Source organism: Peribacillus sp. RS7, assembly GCF_041956845.1.
Taxonomy (GTDB): Bacteria; Bacillota; Bacilli; order Bacillales; family DSM-1321; genus Peribacillus.
This window is the reverse complement of sequence record NZ_CP168135.1, coordinates 3347930-3367724: the sequence shown is the minus strand read 5'-3', so window position 1 is coordinate 3367724 and position 19795 is coordinate 3347930. Positions and strand designations below refer to the sequence as shown.

The 19795-nt window shown below is 40.5% G+C and carries 20 protein-coding genes and 1 pseudogene; 6 read left to right on the top strand and 15 right to left on the bottom strand.

Annotation, left to right across the window (positions count from 1 at the left end; translation table 11 throughout):
• Positions 1-2 precede the first annotated feature (2 nt).
• Both ACDZ29_RS16930 and ACDZ29_RS16925 read right to left on the bottom strand, forming a co-directional pair.
• Complete coding sequence (locus ACDZ29_RS16930) at positions 3-494, bottom strand: DinB family protein (protein ID WP_375088220.1); 492 nt, start codon at positions 492-494, stop codon at positions 3-5.
• 1 nt (position 495) lies between these two features.
• Positions 496-1443: a fumarylacetoacetate hydrolase family protein gene (locus ACDZ29_RS16925; protein ID WP_375088219.1), complete on the bottom strand. Its 948-nt coding sequence runs from the start codon at positions 1441-1443 to the stop codon at positions 496-498.
• A 414-nt stretch (positions 1444-1857) separates the two neighbouring features.
• Here ACDZ29_RS16925 and ACDZ29_RS16920 point away from each other — a divergent pair, with 414 nt between their 5' ends.
• Positions 1858-2616 (top strand): IclR family transcriptional regulator, encoded by a 759-nt coding sequence (locus ACDZ29_RS16920; RefSeq protein ID WP_289324111.1) that lies wholly within the window; start codon positions 1858-1860, stop codon positions 2614-2616.
• Positions 2617-2668: 52 nt separating this feature from the next.
• Here the strand turns inward: ACDZ29_RS16920 and ACDZ29_RS16915 are convergent, their stop codons facing one another.
• From ACDZ29_RS16915 to argC, 8 genes are all read right to left on the bottom strand, one after another.
• The gene (locus ACDZ29_RS16915; protein ID WP_061462081.1) at positions 2669-2848 is read right to left on the bottom strand and encodes a YjzC family protein; all 180 of its coding nucleotides are present in this window, start codon (positions 2846-2848) and stop codon (positions 2669-2671) included.
• A 133-nt stretch (positions 2849-2981) separates the two neighbouring features.
• Complete coding sequence (gene argF, locus ACDZ29_RS16910; RefSeq protein ID WP_370014229.1) at positions 2982-3941, bottom strand: ornithine carbamoyltransferase; 960 nt, start codon at positions 3939-3941, stop codon at positions 2982-2984.
• Positions 3938-7057, bottom strand: coding sequence for a carbamoyl phosphate synthase large subunit (locus tag ACDZ29_RS16905; RefSeq protein ID WP_375088218.1), 3120 nt, complete (start codon positions 7055-7057; stop codon positions 3938-3940). Before ACDZ29_RS16905 ends, argF begins: the two co-directional genes overlap by 4 nt.
• On the bottom strand, positions 7050-8132 hold the full coding sequence (locus ACDZ29_RS16900) for a carbamoyl phosphate synthase small subunit (RefSeq protein ID WP_289324108.1): 1083 nt from the start codon (positions 8130-8132) through the stop codon (positions 7050-7052). The genes ACDZ29_RS16905 and ACDZ29_RS16900 overlap by 8 nt, the downstream gene beginning before the upstream one ends.
• An 81-nt stretch (positions 8133-8213) precedes the next feature.
• Positions 8214-9365 (bottom strand): acetylornithine transaminase, encoded by a 1152-nt coding sequence (locus tag ACDZ29_RS16895; RefSeq protein ID WP_375088217.1) that lies wholly within the window; start codon positions 9363-9365, stop codon positions 8214-8216.
• Positions 9362-10135 carry an acetylglutamate kinase gene (gene argB / locus ACDZ29_RS16890; protein WP_375088216.1) on the bottom strand — a complete coding sequence of 258 codons (774 nt, stop codon included), beginning with the start codon at positions 10133-10135 and terminating at the stop codon, positions 9362-9364. The genes ACDZ29_RS16895 and argB overlap by 4 nt, the downstream gene beginning before the upstream one ends.
• A gap of 10 nt (positions 10136-10145) precedes the next feature.
• Complete coding sequence (gene argJ / locus ACDZ29_RS16885) at positions 10146-11378, bottom strand: bifunctional ornithine acetyltransferase/N-acetylglutamate synthase (RefSeq protein WP_375088215.1); 1233 nt, start codon at positions 11376-11378, stop codon at positions 10146-10148.
• A gap of 16 nt (positions 11379-11394) precedes the next feature.
• The gene (gene argC / locus ACDZ29_RS16880; RefSeq protein ID WP_375088214.1) at positions 11395-12432 is read right to left on the bottom strand and encodes an N-acetyl-gamma-glutamyl-phosphate reductase; all 1038 of its coding nucleotides are present in this window, start codon (positions 12430-12432) and stop codon (positions 11395-11397) included.
• Between the two features lie 259 nt (positions 12433-12691).
• Between argC and ACDZ29_RS16875 the strand changes: the two genes are divergently transcribed.
• Positions 12692-13354, top strand: a complete 663-nt coding sequence (locus ACDZ29_RS16875; protein ID WP_375091157.1) for a Crp/Fnr family transcriptional regulator — start codon at positions 12692-12694, stop codon at positions 13352-13354.
• Positions 13355-13612: 258 nt separating this feature from the next.
• Here ACDZ29_RS16875 and moaA read toward each other — a convergent pair whose 3' ends face one another.
• The 3 genes from moaA to ACDZ29_RS16860 form a co-directional block, all read right to left on the bottom strand.
• Positions 13613-14602: a GTP 3',8-cyclase MoaA gene (moaA, locus tag ACDZ29_RS16870; protein WP_289318458.1), complete on the bottom strand. Its 990-nt coding sequence runs from the start codon at positions 14600-14602 to the stop codon at positions 13613-13615.
• Positions 14603-14735: 133 nt separating this feature from the next.
• Complete coding sequence (locus ACDZ29_RS16865) at positions 14736-15077, bottom strand: metal-sulfur cluster assembly factor (protein ID WP_370014223.1); 342 nt, start codon at positions 15075-15077, stop codon at positions 14736-14738.
• Positions 15078-15115: 38 nt separating this feature from the next.
• Entirely contained in the window at positions 15116-15904 is a 789-nt protein-coding gene (locus ACDZ29_RS16860) for an alpha/beta fold hydrolase (RefSeq protein ID WP_370014222.1), read from the bottom strand.
• 242 nt (positions 15905-16146) lie between these two features.
• Here ACDZ29_RS16860 and ACDZ29_RS16855 point away from each other — a divergent pair, with 242 nt between their 5' ends.
• From ACDZ29_RS16855 to ACDZ29_RS16845, 3 genes are all read left to right on the top strand, one after another.
• The gene (locus ACDZ29_RS16855) at positions 16147-16962 is read left to right on the top strand and encodes a Cof-type HAD-IIB family hydrolase (RefSeq protein ID WP_289318459.1); all 816 of its coding nucleotides are present in this window, start codon (positions 16147-16149) and stop codon (positions 16960-16962) included.
• Positions 16963-17066: 104 nt separating this feature from the next.
• Positions 17067-17219 (top strand): hypothetical protein, encoded by a 153-nt coding sequence (locus ACDZ29_RS16850; RefSeq protein ID WP_164468789.1) that lies wholly within the window; start codon positions 17067-17069, stop codon positions 17217-17219.
• Positions 17219-17467, top strand: coding sequence for a DUF3813 domain-containing protein (locus tag ACDZ29_RS16845; RefSeq protein WP_375088213.1), 249 nt, complete (start codon positions 17219-17221; stop codon positions 17465-17467). Before ACDZ29_RS16850 ends, ACDZ29_RS16845 begins: the two co-directional genes overlap by 1 nt.
• Positions 17468-17512: 45 nt before the next feature.
• On the opposite strand, the pseudogene ACDZ29_RS16840 reads toward ACDZ29_RS16845, so the two are convergent.
• Both ACDZ29_RS16840 and ACDZ29_RS16835 read right to left on the bottom strand, forming a co-directional pair.
• A pseudogene (locus ACDZ29_RS16840) lies at positions 17513-17761 on the bottom strand (KGG domain-containing protein); the annotation flags it as partial.
• A 136-nt stretch (positions 17762-17897) separates the two neighbouring features.
• On the bottom strand, positions 17898-18740 hold the full coding sequence (locus tag ACDZ29_RS16835; protein WP_289317488.1) for a YitT family protein: 843 nt from the start codon (positions 18738-18740) through the stop codon (positions 17898-17900).
• Between the two features lie 156 nt (positions 18741-18896).
• On the opposite strand from ACDZ29_RS16835, the gene ACDZ29_RS16830 reads away from it, so the two are divergent.
• Positions 18897-19763 (top strand): DegV family protein, encoded by an 867-nt coding sequence (locus ACDZ29_RS16830; protein WP_375088212.1) that lies wholly within the window; start codon positions 18897-18899, stop codon positions 19761-19763.
• Positions 19764-19795: the final 32 nt, after the last annotated feature.

The window sequence follows — 19795 nt, the reverse complement described above, 5'->3', positions numbered from 1 at the left end:
TCTCACTGGATTTTAGAAAGATTTCGCTTAATTTGATCGTAGTGTCCTGAAATATGTTCATCGATGAAGTGTTCCACAATATAAGAAACGGGTTTGTTTCCGAATTTTGCGAAATTTCGGTGTGGCGATTCTCTAGATAGTGTTTCTTCATCTAAATTCCCGATCCTGCTTTCCACTTTATATTTAAGCTCCTCCACTTGTTTCAAGACATCATCAACAGCAAGTTTGTCAGTATGGGTAACGGCTGCCAATCGGGCTGGATCTTGCAAGCCACGCCCCCATTTGGCTCCAGGCTTCGCTATTACAGTTTCCACTTCACCTAACCAATAAGGGATGGCCTCAGCTAAATGGGAAAGTATCTGCATGATTGACCATTCATCATCTGCAGGCTTATATCTGATCGTTTCCTCCGGGAGGTTTGCCACTGTCTCAAGAATGTGGTCGATTGATTGGTGAACCGATTGGATTGATATCCCGATTTCCTGATAAGCCATTTTATTTTCCCTCCCCGACAAGTCGCACACGGTTTTCAAGATAACCTATTTTGTCGATTTCGATTTTGACAACGTCACCATCTTTTAAGAACACTTGTGGATCACGGGCTACTCCTACCCCACCCGGTGTTCCTGTGAGTACGATGTCACCTGGTTCAAGAGTCATTAAATTCGATAAGAATTCAACTAAATACTTCACATCGAATACGAAGTTGGATGTATTCGTTTTTTGGCGTTCTTCACCATTTACCGTTAATCGGACATTTAAGCCAGATGGATCGGATAGTTCATCGGAAGTGACTAACCAAGGCCCCATCGGAGCACTTCCTTCAACCGTTTTCCCTTGAAGCCACTCAAGTGTACGCCGTTGGATATCACGGTACGTAACATCATTCGCAATTGTATAACCAGCTACATAATCAAGAGCATCTTCTTTTGAAACATTACGTGCCCTTTGTCCGACTACAAAAGCGAATTCCGCTTCATAATCAAGTTGTTCAGAGATTGGGAAAAACGGTATATCATCCTGGGGACCGATTACTGTATTGGCGAACTTTGCGAATACCACAGGGAATGGCGGCAATTCGCGACCCATTTCAGCAATGTGTTCACGGTAGTTATGTCCGACACAAATAATTTTGCTTGGCTTTTGGATAGGGGCCTCAAGCTTTATATCTTCAATTTCATGTACCATTTTATGTCTGAAGGAATCACGATTGTTCAATGCATAATCCGCAGCCTTTTTCGCGATGGAAAGGCTTTCATTCCCTCCCTGTAAAAATGCCTCCATTGTTGCAGGGACATACGCTTCAGCGATTTGTTCACTGCGGAGTTTCCCTTCGCTTTCAAGAAGCGCTTGATAGGCATAGTTCAAATCCACTATTACATTATCTGGGTAAATTGCACCAATACGTTTAAATCCCTGACTGCTGAAAGTTACTAATTTCATATTTCATTCTCCTTTATTAATCTGGATTTTTTATAAAGCTGATTTTAGTTCTTTGTTTGTGGGCCATTTCTGCTGGATTAACTTCACAAACCAGAATATGAATGATAAATGCTCATCTCATCAATTCACTTATAGATAACTCAGTTCACTATTTATATAAATGATAACTTAATTTTCGGAATATTGTCAAGATAGTATTGTAAATAATTTTGTGAAAATGTTATCATTTACACCATTAAGAGTTCTTCTGAATCCACTTGGAAAATTTATGAAATCGACAAAAAATTCATTTATTAATAATAAAGTATATTGATAGCTTTCAAGTGGCTGATTTTTTCTTACTTTAATTTCATTTAAATTTTACAGATTCTGATATACTAGACCTAAATTAAAACAGATTAGGGAGATTGACTTATGGAAATCGTAAAATCCGGTTCGACGATTCAATCATTACAAATAGGGATGAGCATCATAGATTTACTTGCTTCCCAAAGAAATCCGTTAAGATTCTCTGATATTCAAGAATTAACGGACATAACGAAAAGTAACCTATATAAGTATTTGAATACATTGACTCAACTGGAGTTACTATATCGTGATAAGACAACCGGTATGTATCACCTTGGGAGCAAATTGATTCAATATGGCATGGCAGCCATAGGAAATGAGGACATCACGAGCAGAATAACACCTTATTTACAGGAAATCAGTCACAATACCTCTTGCACAGTCCTTTTTTCCGTTTGGACATACGATGGACCAATCACGGCAAAAATATGGAATTCCAACCAAAACTTAAACATCGGGGCCCAGTTGGGTACGCGTCTTCCCCCATCATCCTCTTCAGGTAAAGTATTCACTGTTTTTCAGGATCCTTCCTTGACAGCGGACTGGATTGAAAAAGATCGTAATGTTACCGGGCCTTTCCTGAAAGAAACAAATGAATATCATGATATTCGGAAATACAAGATCGCTTTTGCCAAAGAGCCTCTTGTACCTTCTGTTTCCTCGATGTCCATCCCGGTTTTTAATTATAATTCAGAATTATTGGGAGCGATCACTGCCGTTGGATTCACCGAAAGCATTCCAGATCATTACGATGATCCCTTAAGCCACTATTTAAGAAAGAGCTATTTGGAGATCTCGAAAATATTCGGTTACACCGCTGAATGAGAAAAGCAGGAAAAAGGATGGAAATCATTCCTTTTTCCTGCTTTTAGATTTTTCATGGCTTTCGCTGATATGTCCATATCCGGTTGTGATTGGATGTTTCAGGAAAAGCGTCCCCTGCATCAAGTTTTACCATTTTCGGATTCACTACCGTGCTGCCAGTTTCACCGATTTCTACGTAGGTCCCATTGTTAGGCGCTTTCTGACCTGGCTTGAATTGACGATTTTGCCCCATAGATTTCACCCCTTTACATGCTTTCCTTGTTATTATTACCAGGTTCCTTTCTTTCATGTCAGAAAAATTAAGGACACACAGGAAATCAGCAGAATCAAAAAGCGTCTGCTCAGAGAGCAGACGCTTTTTTTGGTTAAGACATTAAATCCACTAGAACCGCTTTTTGGGCATGCAGACGATTTCCGGCTTGGTGGAAAACGACGGAATTAGGTCCATCGATGACTTCAGCCGTTACCTCTTCTTCCCTGTGTGCAGGCAGGCAATGCATGAATAAATAATCTTCTTTAGCAAGTTTTACAAGTTCACCATTGATTTGATAATTTTTAAAAGCTTCTAAACGAATGCTATTCTCGATTTCCTGCCCCATGGAGGTCCAAACATCGGAATAGACGATATCCGCATCTTTTATAGCTTCCGAAGCTGAGGTTGTCACCACAATTTCACTGCCAGTCTCTTCTGCCACTTTTTGAGCATAGGCAACGACCTTTTCGTCAGGTTTGTAGGCCTCAGGACACCCAATGGAAAAGTCCATTCCCATTTTTGCGCAGCCCACCATCAATGAATTGGCAACATTATTGCCATCTCCGATATAACTCATCTTCAGGCCTTTTAGCTGTCCTTTAATCTCGATGATCGTCAAGAAGTCAGCAAGCACCTGACAGGGATGTGCAAGGTCTGTTAACCCATTGATGACTGGGATAGAGGCATTTTCTGACAACTCCAGTATTTTTTCATGCTCGAAGGTACGAATCATGATGCCATCTATATATTCAGAAAGGACTTTTGCAGTATCGGAAATAGTTTCCCCACGTCCAATTTGCAAGTCATTGCCACTCAAGAACAAAGCGTGTCCGCCAAGCTGCATCATGCCAACTTCAAAAGATACACGGGTACGGGTAGACGATTTTTCAAAAATCATCCCCAGCGTTTTCCCTTTTAAAGGTGTATATTCTTCACCAGCTTGCCATTTGCCTTTAATGGTCTGCGCTAGCTTTAACAAATCTTCAATTGCTATGGGTGTAGACTCCTTCATGGTCAAAAAATCTTTTCCATTTAAAATCTTCGCTTGTGTCGGTGCCGTCATTGAACTCATACGTGTGACACTCCTTTCGAATATGATACAAGCCATTCCTGAAGCGAGGTAACCCCTGGATCAGCATTTTCCAACGATTGTAGATAGGCCTTAAAAGTCTCTTCTTCCGTAAATGCAAGCAGTCGATATTTTGCTGCCAGTAACCTTAGCTTCTTATCTTCTTCTGTTGTTCCATATGCCAATACGACCGCTGCATTCCCTTCATTTAACCATTCATCAAAATCAGAATCCCCCAGTGTCAAACCTGCTTCTTCGATTTGAACAAGTAAATCTTCACTTAATTGGACTGATTCGGATTGATATACACCTGAGGTATTTTTTGCGTTTTGAGCATGAAATACTTTTGTCAATGCTTCATTTACCGTTTCTCCGATGGCGATTCCTTCACCTGTTGATTTCATTTCCGGCCCCACCTTCGAATCAAGTCCGCTAAGTGCAAATGTAGAGAATACTGGATATTTTACGACTGCATATGGAATTTCTTCCATCAAGCCCGTTTTATCGAACACATTCGACAATGAATATTTCCCGAGCAATATTTTTGTCGCTATTTGCACTAAGGATACGTCAGTCACTTTACTGATGATTGGAATGGTCCGACTGGCACGGGGATTCACTTCCAATACATATACACTATTTCCGTCAATCACGAATTGGATGTTCATAAGTCCTTTATAACCAAGCTCCATTACTAGTTTTTTGGCATAAAGGGTCATTTTATCTTTGATATCATCCGTTAAGGATTGAGCCGGCAACAATGCCATGCTATCCCCAGAATGAACCCCTGCTTTTTCAACATGTTCAGCAATGATTGGAATATATACATCATTTCCATCTGCGATCAAATCGATTTCGGCTTCTTTTCCCGGAATATAAGAATCGATTAGCACGGGATATACAAGTGCCGTTCCATTTTCCATTCTATTCAATAAGCTTTCCTTGGAGCGGATGATTTCCATTCCCTGGCCGCCAATTACATAGGATGGGCGTAAGAGCACTGGAAAACCGATTGCCTCTGCACATTCAATTAATTGTTCTTCACCATTAGCCATTGAACCCGGCACATGAGGGATATCCAGTTTTTGAAGAAGCTGATAAAAGCGATCACGGTCTTCTAATTGATCAAGAGTATCAAATGAAGTCCCCAACAAATTGACACCGTAATCTTCGAGGCCTTTTGCGAGATTTATCGCAGTCTGTCCGCCAAATTGAACGATTACATCTTCAATATCTTCCGCTTCTATTACATTAAGAACGTATTCAAGGGTTAACGGCTCAAAATAAAGGCGATCTGCCGTCGCAAAATCCGTACTTACCGTTTCAGGGTTATTATTGATCATGATCGTTTCAACATTTTCATCTTGGAGTGCATAAACCCCGTGAACGGAACAGTAATCAAATTCTATTCCCTGTCCGATCCTGATAGGACCGCTGCCAATCATCAAGACTTTCTTTTTATCAGTCTTTTTCTGTTCATTTTCACCAAAATATGTTGAATAGTGATAGTTAGTATGTGATTCGAACTCGGCTGCACATGTATCAACCGTTTTGTAGACCGCCGTAAGGCCAAGTGATATCCGATGTGCTCTCAGTTCCATCTCACTTACATTCCATACGGAAGCAAGATAGCGGTCTGAGAAGCCCTTTTCCTTGTATGACTGCAATTCTTCCTTAGTCACCTGATCGATTGACATGGCTTCGATTTCCATTTCTTTTTGGATCAATGAAGCAAAGGATTTAAGGAAGAAATAATCTATGGTTGTCGCTTCATGGATTTCTTCAATCGTCACGCCTTTTCTAAGCATTTCAAAAATGACAAATATTCGTTCGTCAGATTTTTCGGAAAGCTTCCCCCAAAGTTCAGGAACCGTTTTATTTTTCAGCGATGCTAGCTGCAGTCCATTCGTTTTTAATTCCAAAGAATCGACTGCCTTTTGGACTCCCCCCTCAAAGCTGCGGTGTAAAGCCATCACTTCACCTGTGGCCTTCATCTGTGTTCCCAATTTGCGGTTGGCGGTCGTAAATTTATCGAATGGCCACCTCGGGAACTTCACCGCTACATAGTCAAGAGCAGGTTCGAAGCTTGAATATGTGCTTTTCGTTACAGGATTGATAAGTTCAGATAAATGGTAGCCGACAGCAAGCTTTGCAGCTATGCGAGCTATTGGATAACCTGTTGCTTTTGAAGCTAGTGCCGACGAACGGCTGACGCGTGGGTTAACTTCTATTAGATAATATTGTTTGCTATTCGGATCAAGTGCAAATTGAATGTTACAGCCGCCTATTATACCTAAAGCCGAGATGATTTTTATGGAAGCGGCACGCAGCATCTGAAACTCATCGTCAGATAAGGTCTGTGATGGCGCCACCACGATTGAATCACCTGTATGAATCCCTACCGGATCGATATTTTCCATGTTACAGATGGTGATGCACGTATTGTTGGCATCTCGCATCACTTCATATTCGACTTCTTTAAATCCAGCAATGCTTCTTTCAATCAAGCATTGTGTAATCGGGCTTTCTTGGAGTCCGCCCCGTACGAGTTCCTTAAAGGTATCCAGTGAATCAGCAATCCCACCGCCAGTGCCTCCCAGTGTATAAGCAGGACGAACGATGATGGGAAAACCGATTTTATCGGCAAAAGCTAGCGCTTCTTCAAGAGAATGGACAATTGTACTGTCTGGAACTGGTTCTCCTATTTCAAACATCAGCTCACGGAACAGTTCACGATCCTCCCCCTTTTTGATGGAGTCGATTGGAGTTCCCAATAATTTGACTTTATATTTTTCAAGTACTCCGGCATCATCCAATTGATAAGCAAGATTTAATCCTGTCTGACCTCCTAATGTAGCGAGCAGGCCATCCGGCTTTTCTTTGGAAATGATCTTTTCCAGTACATCGACGGTTAAAGGTTCGAAATAGACAGCATCCGCATTCATATCATCAGTCATGATCGTTGCCGGATTATTGTTGACCAGTATGACTTTATATCCTTCTTCTTTTAAAGCGAGGCAGGCCTGTGTACCTGCATAATCGAATTCGGCGGCCTGCCCGATGACAATCGGCCCCGAACCAATCACTAATATGGTCTTTATCGTGTCGTCCTTAGGCATAAGCTTTTTCTCTCCCGCTATAATCATTTATCATTTGTAAAAAGTCGTTGAATAGTAGTGAACTCTCGATAGGCCCTGGATTTGCCTCTGGGTGGTACTGGGTAGTGAATATTGGCAGGTCTTCATGCATGAGCCCCTCAACTGTACTATCATTCACATTTCTGAATCTCACTTGAAGCGATGTTCCTTGTAAGCTCGGTTCATCAACCTCATAACTATGATTTTGAGAACTCATATACACCTTTTTCGTTTTCAAATCGACCACGGGCTGATTCGCTCCGCGATGTCCAAACAGCATTTTTTTTGTATTTCCCCCAAAGGCTAGTGCCGTTAATTGATGACCGAGACAGATGCCCATCGTCGGGAAATTCGTAATGATCTTTTTTATGTTTCCTAAAAGGTATTCAAGCTGTTTTGGATCCCCAGGCCCATTTGAAAGCAAAATACCATCTGGCTTCAAGTCCTTGATTTGTTCGAATTCAGTATCGAATGGTACGACCGAGACTCGGCAGCCTTGCTCAACCAATGAATCCAATATGGATTTTTTATAACCGAAATCCATCATCACCACGTGCTTGTCGCCTTCTCCAAAACTCTCGACCACCTTTGTGGATACCTCAGCAACGTGGGCAGATAAACCATTCAGACCAGGTTCGACAGTGAATTTTTCTTCCGCTGTGATGACTGCTTGCATGGAACCTTCCAGTCTTATATTCTTAACAACCGCTCTTGTGTCAACATGGCTTAAAAGAGGAATGTTCCACTTGTCTAAATATTCACCAAGTGAATATTTAGCTTGATAATGAGAATGACCCATATTTCCTTCATATACAATAACACCCGCAACATGCGGCTTCTTACTTTCAAAATCATATTCATTGATTCCATAATTTCCGATTAGAGGATATGTGAAGATGACAATCTGGTCCTTATATGAAGGATCTGTCAATACTTCTTGATATCCGGTCATTCCTGTAAAAAAGACAATCTCTCCAGTGATTGCTTTTTCAGTCGATTTAGTCAGCAGTTCCCCTTCAAAGACGGAACCATTCTCTAAATATAGATAGCTTTTCATGATCTTCACCTCTTTAGATGATGTATATTTATATATAGAATAGCATAATTATTCATTTTATTCTATAAAAATTCATTCATTTTAGATAGTTTGTTTAATTGCCAATACTTTTTTAATTTTGTTTATCGCCATATCGATCTCTGGTTCAGTAACTGTCAGAGATGGAAGTAAACGAAGTACCTTAGAACCTGCACTCAATACTAATAAGCCCTCTTCTTGAAGTTCCATTAAAAACCCCTGAACATCTTGTTTACATTCAATCCCGACCATCATTCCCAGTCCGCGAATCTCTATCACTTCTTCCGAATCATTCAATGCTTTTGCCAATTCACTCTCAAGGTATTCAGCCTTTTTCACGGTACTTTTTAAAAATCCTGATTGGAAAATTTCCATTAAAACGGCTTCAGCTGCTGAGACACTAACGGGATTACCTCCAAAAGTGGATCCATGACTTCCAGGGTTAAAGAACTCCGACAGCCTTTCCTTTCCAATCATCGCCCCGATTGGCAGGCCATTTCCCAGCCCCTTAGCAGAAGTGATGATGTCCGGTTGGATATTGAAATGCTGGAATGCAAATGGTTTCCCTGTACGTCCGATCCCAGTCTGGATTTCATCAATGATAAGAAGGGCTCCGTGATCTTGACATTTAGTTTGAATCGCGTCCAGATAGGATTGCTGTACAACATGGATGCCGCCCTCACCTTGAACTATTTCAATCATTACAGCGGCCGTATTTTCATCAATGGCTGCTGTAATGGCATCATTATCATTAAATGGAACATATTCGAACGAAGCTAGCATAGGTCCGAAACCAGTTTTGATTTTTTCCTGTCCCGTTGCAGCCATCGTTGCAAACGTGCGGCCGTGGAAAGACTGCTGACATGTGACAATTTTGCTTCTCCCAGTAGCTTTACGTGCAAGTTTGATAGCTGCCTCATTCGCCTCGGCACCACTGTTGGCAAAAAACACCTGGCTTAGACCAGAGGCATCTGCCAGCATTTTTGCTGTCCGTTCCTGTATGGAACTGTTAAACATGTTGGAAACATGCCAATATTTATTAAGCTGTTCCGTGACGGCCATTTTTACCTTCTCATGACAATGCCCAAGATTCAAAACCCCGATTCCGGATGTGAAATCCAGATACTCTTTACCAGTTGTACTCGTAATCTTCATTCCTGACGCTGTGTCTGGCTCAATGTTCCACCTTGCATATGTTGGAAATAAAGAACTCATTGAAATACCCCTTCTTCCTGAAGAAATTTCGTTCCGATGAATTGTCCGCCTTGATAAAAGTGATCTTTTCCACTAACGATCATCACTTCTTCAACCCCTTTATTAAGAACCGACAGCGCTGTATTGACTTTTGGAATCATTCCTCCATGGATGCTTCCATCCTCGATCAATTCCTTTGCTTCCGTTTCAGTCAATTTCTCAATGATCTGTTCATTCTTCAAGACCCCTTTAACATCGGTCACAAATAAACACATATCGGCTGATAGTGCCTTCGCTACTGACCCTGCAGCCATATCAGCATTCACATTTAATTTAGTACCTTCTTCGGTAGTTGCAATTGGCGTCAATACCGGACAATAACCATTTTCGAATAAAAGTCCAAGTAATTCAGTATTGACTTTTTGTATCTTACCTACAGCTCCAAGTTTCTGTTCATCTATATACTCACCTGTTAGAATTCCGCCGTCAGAACCATTTAAACCGACTGCCTTTATGCCGTGTTCTTCTAATTTATGAACGAGACTGCGGTTCGATTTGCCTGCCAGGATAAGTTCCACAATTTCCATCACTTCAGTGGTCGTTTTTCTTAAACCATTTTCAAAGACTGGTTCAATTTCATATTTATCAAGCATCGAATTTATATCTGGGCCGCCTCCATGAACAAAGACAATATGATACCCCCGGTTTTGTAACTCATTAACACTATTGAAAAACGACTCCGATAACTCATTAATAATACTGCCGCCGCACTTAATGACTAATATGTTCATTCTTTCCTCCTTACGAACGATAGCTTCCGTTTATTTTTACATAATCATAGGTTAAATCGCAGCCCCATGCTGTTCCCGATTCATTACCGTCTTTCAAATAAACATGAATGATGATACTTTCATTTTCCAAGTAAGCCTTGGCTTCTTCCTCAGAAAACTGTATTGGCTCACCATCTTTAAGTACGACGATATCACCAAAAACAATCGTTGTTTGGTCCGGCTTGAATCCCACACCGCTTCTTCCCATCGCAGCAATGATTCTTCCCCAGTTTGCATCCGCTCCAAAAGCTGCCGTTTTCACTAGATTTGATCCAACGATCGTCTTCGCCATCATCTGTGAATCTTGCTTCGTCTGCATGCCATGAACATTCACTTCTATAAGTTTTGTGGCACCTTCTCCGTCTTTCGCAATTTGTTTGGCCAGATTTTCGGATGTTTGTTTTAATAATTCCAGGAAGACAGACCATTCAGGATGGTCAGGCGTCAAAGGTTCATTGTTCGCTTTTCCATTCGCTAGCACTAACACCATGTCGTTCGTTGAACAGTCACCATCAACCGTAATTTGATTGAATGTATCATTGGTTATGGAAGATAGTGCTTGCTGTAAATCATTCGGTTCAATGACAGCATCCGTTGTAATGAAACCGAGCATTGTGGCCATGTTTGGATGAATCATTCCCGAACCTTTCGCAGCTCCGCCCATTTTCACGGTTTTACCGTCAATCATTGTTTCATAACCGCAGCTTTTCGTTACAATATCCGTTGTTAAAATGGCGGTACCAAAATCTTCAGCAGCTTCAGATGTATTTTCTGGCTGTAAGGACTCTATGCCTTTCTTAACTTTTTCCATTTCCATGTATTCCCCAATGACTCCAGTTGAAGCCACTGCAAAAGAATAATCCTCCAAACCGAACTTTTGAGCCGCAAGCTTCCTCATTTCATTTGCATCTTTTAAACCCTGTTCTCCTGTACAAGCATTCGCACAGGCACTATTGACTACAATGCCGTGAAGTTTTCCAGTAGCGGCAATGCTGTTTTTCGTTACATTGATTGGAGCTGCTTGAACTATATTTTGTGTATAAACCGCAGCGGCTGACGCTGGTACATCGGTAAAAATGATGCCAACATCCTTTTTGGAGTAGCGCAATCCTGCATGGACACCTGACGCTTTGAACCCTTGTGGCATTAAAATGTTTCCTTCTTTAATTTGTTTGATTTCTTCAACTGACTGTAGTGTATTCATTATTTCCCTCCAAAATTTACGGATATAGCGGACTGTTCCATAGTCCTGCCGTTTCTTCTAGTCCCATTAATATATTTGCATTTTGAATGGCCTGCCCTGCAGCACCCTTCACTAAATTATCAATAACTGAAACCACCGTTACCTTACCTGTCCTTTCATCATATGCGACGCCAATATCGCAAAAGTTCGATCCATATACTTGTTTCGTTGATGGAAAGCGATCGAGCGGCTGTACCCGGACAAATGGGTGGTTCTCGTATACTGTTTCGTATAAATCCTTTAATTCAACATTTGAAGTCCCCCGATTTACCTTTATATACATCGTGGCCATAATCCCTCTTGTCATTGGAACTAGGTGGGTATTAAAGGTAATAGGTTGTAAATCCGATGACCATCGTCCAAGCTGTTGTTCGATTTCCGGTATGTGTTGATGTTGATTTACCTTATATATCTTAAAGTTCTCATTCATTTCACTATAATGGGTAATGGCCGAAAGTGATTTACCCGCGCCTGAAACCCCGGATTTTGCATCGATGATCACTTCTGCGGCTGCTCCGGCCAATCCTTCAGTGAATAAAGGGGCGAGGCCTAAAAGTGATGCAGTTGGGTAGCACCCTGGATTCGCAACAATCGTTGCTTTCCTTATTGCTTCGGCATTCCATTCAGCCAATCCGTATACAGCTTCTTCAATAATATGCTGTGGGGCGGCTGGTTTTTTATACCAGTGTTCGTATTCACCCGGGGTTTGAAGCCTGAGGTCTCCTGAAAGGTCGATTACTTTAATGTCAAGGTCAGAAAATTCCGAAATCAATTGCGAGGAAACACCAGAAGGAGTTGCAAGAAATACAATATCGGATTTTTTTGCAATCGCTTCCGGGTCAATTTCTTCTAATTTATCTTTCATATGCATTAAATGTGCATTTTCTTCATATAAATTCCGACCAAATTGGGATGAAGTATGCAATGATTTTATTTTAAATTGCGGATGATTATTCAGGAACCTTATTAGTTCCACTCCTCCATAACCCGTTGCACCTACTATTGATACGTTCATAAAACCATCTCCTATAATTTCAAGTCCCTGTCATTCTTTGATTCTATTATTATAAGACTGAATAAAAATAAAATCAAATGTATTTTTATAAAATTAGCAACTTCACTTTAATATGGAAAATTATCCAAATAATATTCTAAAATTATCCAAAGTTGTTGACTGCTAGTGTTTTTTCCGTTTAAATCAAAGGTAGTGATTGTGTTATAAAGGTATTTAAAAGGTGGTCATATACGTGAATGAATTTTCGTTATCCAATCGGATGCATGCAATTTTAGATAATGAACAACAAGTTAAACATATGGAAAAAGGGCGCTTCCTTTTCCAGGAGAGCACCCCAGCAAGTGATTTGTATTACATTTTAAAAGGGAAAGTAGAAGTGAGTAAGGTTGTTCCCGACGGCCGGGAATTAACTATGCGTATTTGTTCGGAGAATGATTTGGTTGGGGAAACAGTCCTTTTTTCTCAAAATCCTAAATATATGATGAATGCAAAAATGTTGGAAGATGGAACTGTTGCGGTTATTTCCAAAGAAGCATTAGAAGAGAAAATCGCCTCCGATAGCCATCTTGCAGTTGATATGATGACATGGTTATCCGTTCAAAACCGTAAAAATCAGTCTAAATTCCGCGATATGCTCCTGCACGGTAAGAAAGGTGCATTTTACTCCACCCTCATCCGTTTATCAAATAGCTATGGCACTGAAGTTGAAGACGGTAAAGTTATCGATCTTCCTTTTACAAACCAAGAACTCGCCAATTTTTGCGGCACATCCCGCGAGGTAGTCAATCGAATGCTCGCCCAATTAAGGAAAAACAATGTCATCTCCATTAATAAGGGACGCATTACGATTCTTGACTTAGACTATTTGAAGCAGGAAATCGACTGTGAAAACTGTCCAATAGAAATCTGTACCATCGATTAAAACCCAAACAGCGAATGCATAATGTCTTACTTGATCTTAAAATGATTGTTTTCAAATTCATCCCTAGGACCATTTAATTATTTTCATTACAAAGGATTCGATATAATAATTTCACAGTATTATAAAAAATGCATAAAAATCCATATAAGTTAATGGCAAGCATCGGAAGGCCTTAACAACTATATATACTAAATTAAGGGATGGCATAGTTGCCATCCCCTAATTTAGTATATATTCATTCAGACAGGATCACTTTTTTTACCCGCCAATGAATGACATTTCGATTTTTTCCTGTTTTGTCACTGTTCCCGCTGCCCGTTCATCTGAATAGCGGTCGTCCCTATGGTTCCAAAGTGAAATGATGAATTCAGTCAATTCTTCATCTGTCATGTCGGAACGTAGCAATGACTTCAAGTCATGCCCCTTTCCATTAAACAGGCATGTATATAAACTTCCATTAGCAGAAAGTCGTGCACGTGTACAACTGGAACAAAAAGACTCGGATACTGATGTTATGAAGCCCACTTCTGCAGTAGTGCCTTTATAACGGAAGCGTTTTGCCACTTCTCCAAAATAATCTTCATCAACCGGTTCAAGATCGAATTCGGTTTGGAGCATCTCGAGCAATTCTTTTTTCGTAATGACATTCTTCAACTGCCAGCCATTTGTATGTCCGACATCCATGAATTCTATATAGCGTAATTGAATGCCCTCTTCTTTACAAAAACGGGCCATCGGCAGGATTTGAGATTCATTGGTTTCTTTTTTCACAACCATATTGACTTTAACGCCAAGCCCAGCTACTTTGGCAGCAGCTATGCCTTCAATGACCGGCTTTACCCCGATGTCCCTGCCGTTCATCTTCTTGAAAAGTTCATCATCGAGACTGTCTAAGCTGATATTAACCCTCTGCAAACCAGCTGCCTTCAAATTCGCGGCATGTTTTTTCAAGAAGACACCATTCGTAGTCAATCCGATATCTTCAATACCATCAATTTGAACGAGATTTGAAATCAGAGTGGTAAGATCTCTCCGGAGTAATGGTTCCCCGCCTGTCAACCTTAGTTTTTTAACCCCTAAGCTTGCAAATATTTTAGAAAGCCTTACAATTTCCTCATAAGATAATAGCTCACTTTTAGGCAGGAACTGAAAATTCTCATGAAAAATTTCAGCAGGCATGCAATACTGACAGCGAAAGTTGCAGCGATCTATGACTGAAATCCTTAAATCCCTTAGTGGCCTGTCCATTGAATCTTTTATATGACTGTTCAATTAACCACTCCTAGCCATAAGTATTAGAAAAAAACCAGACCATAAAAAGTGGCTCCATAGAATGGATTCACTGTTTTTTGACTGGCTTTATATTTCTATTACCTGGTTATTATTTGATTCCTAATGCAATTTTAGCATATCTGGACATTTTGTCTTTGGTCCACGGCGGACTCCAGACTATTTTAACATCCGTTTCCTTGACCTCTGGAATATCTTCCAGAACCAATTTCACTTGATCGACAATCGTCCCAGCCATCGGGCAGCCCATTGCAGTCAATGTCATCGTTACTGTAGTCAGACCATCCTCATCCATATCAACATCATATACCAAACCTAAATTCACGATATCTATACCAAGCTCCGGGTCAATGACCTGCTCCAAAGCTCCTAAAATAATGTCTTTTGTATCTTGATCCACTTCGATCACTCCTTTTATGGAAAATCTCTTCATTGTCCGTATTAGAATCATAACAGATTTCGGGTGAGTACTTAAGCTTTTTGCACAGTTGAAAGCAAATGTTTCGCGAACCAGTCTGCAGTAAGAAGTACTCCTTCTCTACTGACCTTATGTCCTGCTTTAGGGTCGAGAATAAATTCGATTTTTTCATTTGCCTCATTATAACCCGCTTTGACCCCTTCATAAAAGCGATATGCATGCTGATATGGTACCACTGGATCTTTAGCTCCATGCCAAAAAAGAAGCGGGCGGTTGGACAGCTTATCTTGATTAAGACTCAAGTCAAATGGCTTGAGCTGTTCAATCACCTTAGCAACTTCCTCATCAGTAGCGGGGAAATCAACTTTCCTTTTCTTAATTTCCGCCATTTGGAGCTCTGCATACGCGACATATGATGGGTTCCCCATCAAACTGACTCCGGCCGATATCCAATCATAAGCAGCAAGAGCCCCATTAGTCACTATTCCCCCCATAGAGGTACCCGCTACACCAATTCTGTCAGGATCAATTAATTTTCTGGATATTAAATCATCCTTCATCAAAGATAAATCCTGGATGGTCTGTAAAACCATTTCCCAAAAACGGGGCATCATTTGGGAATCACTTAAACCAGCTTCCCTTTCCCCATGATGAATCACATCGGGAAGAAGTACACGAAACCCCTTCTCAGCCAATAAATAAGCATAGTGAAGATTGTGTTCCTTTGCACTTTGAAAACCATGTATAAAAATAATAAGCGGTAATTTCTGATGGGAAGTGGTTTCCTCACTTAAGTGTAATACAGGAATATGTCCAATTTGTTCTTTTTCAATTATTATCAAGTTAACCCCTCCGAATAATTTGTTCGGTTTTTATCTAAAAGAAGTTCAACAACCTTCTCAAAAAGAATTTTGCATTCCTCATTCCATTCCTTTAAACCTGAGCATCGCTTTAAGTATCATGATCCTACATATAGTAATATCATACAGGAATGCATAAAGAATGAAAAAGATTTACATTTACTTTAAAATAGTCTTAACAATATTTGCATATAATGAAATCAAAAAGAACAGAAGGTGTGTACATGGCGGAGAAACATTTAATCGTATTGGATCTTGATGGTACTTTACTTACAGATAAAAAAACAATTTCTTCAAGAACTAAAAAAACACTGCTAAAACTTAAGGAAGATGGACACGAAGTTATGATAGCTACCGGTCGTCCCTTTCGCTCAAGTGAACTTTATTACCGGGAATTGGGATTGACTACACCAATCGTTAATTTCAATGGCGCTTTCATCCATCACCCATTACAGACAAGCTGGGGGGTATACCACTCTCCACTGGATATAAATGTAGCGAAGGAGATCGTTGAAGCGTGTGATCAGTTTGAATATCACAACATCATCGCAGAAGTCCGTGACGATGTTTATGTCCATTATCATGATGAAAAATTGATGGATATGTTCAATTTAGGAAATCCAAACATGAAGACGGGTGACTTGCGCAATTTCCTTAAGGATTCCCCAACTTCGATGCTAATTCACACTGATAGTCAATTTGTAGGCCAGATTCGCCAGCATTTATCCGATGTTCATGCAGAATTGGTCGATCATCGCCGCTGGGCAGAGCCTTTTCATATCATTGAAATCATTAAGAGCGGGCTAAGTAAAGCCGTCGGGCTAAAACGCGTATCCAACTATCTGGAAATTCCTCAAAACAGGATAATCGCTTTCGGGGATGAAGATAATGATTTGGAAATGCTCGATTACGCGGGAACCGGAGTCGCTATGGGAAATGCAATCTCACCAGTAAAAACAGTTGCAAATACGACTACATTGACGAATGAAGAAGACGGAATAGCAGTCTTCCTTGAAGAAAAATTCAATATTAAACCCTAATACGTCATTTTTTACCTTAATAATATCTCTCTTACAAGCCAAACTAATAAGGACAACAGCTTCCTTTATGTTGTCGACAACGCTCAGAATCGGAGGAGATAAGCATGGGTAAAAGCAGTAAATCTAAACGATTTGTACAGCAGGGCAAAGAAAGTGTTGCCAGGCATGCCGAAAAAATCCCTTATCACACTACGTTTGAAGAGGCGGAAAAAGACAGGTTAAGAATTATGTCAGAACAAAGCTATGGTGGCTTCTAATGGCAAACAATCTATTCCAGAAGGCAAGGGAATTTGTTGAAGAAGCTCTCCACTCTGAGCATGACGGTGACCAGCATAAGACAGAGGAAATCGCTAAAAATGCTCTCCACTCTGAGCATGACGGTGACCAGCGCAAGACAGAGGAAGTCGCTAAAAACGCTCTTTCATCAGCCTTTGCCAATACTACAGAGGCGGAAAAAGAACAACTGCGAGAACTCCAGGAAGAGCTGGAAAACCACTCGAAATAAAGTGAAGGCCTCCAGGATTCCTGGAGGCTTTCATTATGTTCATCAATTGTTATTTCGTGCCTTACCTCCTTTTCCACCGATTTCTTTATAAAAATCTTTACCATGGGAATCGGAAGTGGCCTCGCCGCCCTTTTGTCCAATTTCTTGATAGAAGTCCTTATCATGATTATTCGATGTCGCTTTTCCGCCCTTTTGCCCAATTTCCCGGTAAAAATCCTTGTCGTGATTTTTAGAAGTGGCTTCCCCGCCTCTACGTCCTGCTTCTTCTCTACTCATTTTTTCATCGTTAGCCATTTTTATCACTCCTTCAAGGTTTTAAATTGGCGCTACATTATCAGAATTAGCCGTATTGTACAAGCAATAAACTTATAACACCGAAAATTCTTCCTTTTGTAATGGAAGTGTAATGGCTTTAATTTTCCTATTAATATCATTCCCTGCGAAAGGTACCGACAATGCCCGAAGTTTCTATAATGTTTGTAAAAGCATGTGGATCCACTTCTTTGATGATCCGTTCAAGGTCATAAAGTTCATACCTTGTAATGACGATCAATAACATTTCCTTATTTTCGTTAGTGAACGCCCCTTTTGCAGGAACCCTTGTAATTCCGCGAACTAACTGAGCATGGATTGCCTGTTTAAGTTCTTCGCTTTTCTTCGTAATGATCATGGCTGTAAGCTTTTCATGACGAGTATGTATCGCGTCCACAACACGGGTAGATGTGTAAAGGGTAACAAGTGTATACAAGGCTTTTTCCGGTCCATAAACAGCTCCTGCAGTCACAATGATCACGCCATTCAGCAGAAATAAATAAGTACCTACAGGTTTATCCTTCTTCCGTGATAGAAGCATAGCGATAATATCCATTCCGCCAGTCGATGCACCGTATTTCAAGGTGATTCCCACACCCACTGCAGCTATGACTCCGCCAAACACCGCATTCAATAGTATGTCAGGTGACCAGCGTGTAATCGGAATGATTTCCATAAAAAAGGACATCAAGACAACGCTGAGGAAACTATAAAATGTAAAGGACTTTCCAACTTTCCGCCAGGCAATGATCGTTACTGGAATGTTCAATAAAAGCAATAGAATTCCTGTCGATACATTAAAAGGAGCAAAAGAACCTATCATTCTAGATAGTAGCTGGGCCACTCCTGTAAAGCCGCTTGCATATACGTTTGCCGGTATTAGAAAAAAGTTCATCGCAATAGCATTAAGTAATGCTCCGACCACAACTATGATAATTTTCTTCATTTCACCACTGTACATTCTAAAAACCTCCATTTCACCCTTATCCTATTATCTTTTTACCCTTAATTATTTATTCTATTTACGTAGAGATTGAATTTTTACCGTTTCGTGCTACACTAAAAAGTAAAGTGACCACTCATTTTCTAAAAATTGTAAAAAGAAAGCAGGTGTATTATGGCTATCACAATTCTTGCAGATAGTGCATGTGATTTGCCATTGTCTTTCTATAAGGAAAACAATGTATCATTAATCCCTTTACAAGTCCATCTTGATGGGGAAAATTACGAAGATTTACTTACCATTAATTCTCACGAAGTCTATCAGGCGATGATTGATGGAAAAGCTCCTAAAACATCGCAAGCTTCTCCAGAATACTTTATAGAACTTTTCACACAGTTTGCCAAGGAGAAAAAACAAGGGATCTATATAGCCTTTTCCTCTGAGTTATCAGGAACTTATCAAACGGCAGTGATGATTCTCAATCAGGTGAAGGAAGAGTACCCTGACCTTGACATCGAAATCGTCAATACGAAATGCGCTTCGATGGGGGTCGGTTTAATTGTAAAGAAAGCTGCCGATCTAGCAGCAAACGGTGCCACTAAAGAAGAGATCCTAGCTGACATCGAATTCCGCACCCGACATATGGAGCATCTATTCACTGTTGATAATCTTGATTATTTGGCCCGTGGCGGTCGCATCTCCAAAACCTCTGCCATTGTTGGCGGTTTATTAAACATTAAACCGTTATTGCATGTTGAAGATGGGAAGCTTGTTCCGCTTGAAAAGATACGCGGCAAAAAGAAATTGATTAAACGTGTAATAGATTTAATGCATGAAAGAGGCAAAAATTTAACAACCCAAACGATTGCCATCAGTCATGGTGATGATGAAGCCACGGCATTGGAATGGAAGGAAGCCATTCAAAATGAATTCGGGACAACCGATTTCATGATCCATACAATCGGCTCCGTCATCGGTGCACATGCCGGTCCTGGTACAATTGCCCTCTTCTTCTTAAACGATACCCTTGAGAAATCATAAACATACATACTCCCCTCCATATTTGTGAACAA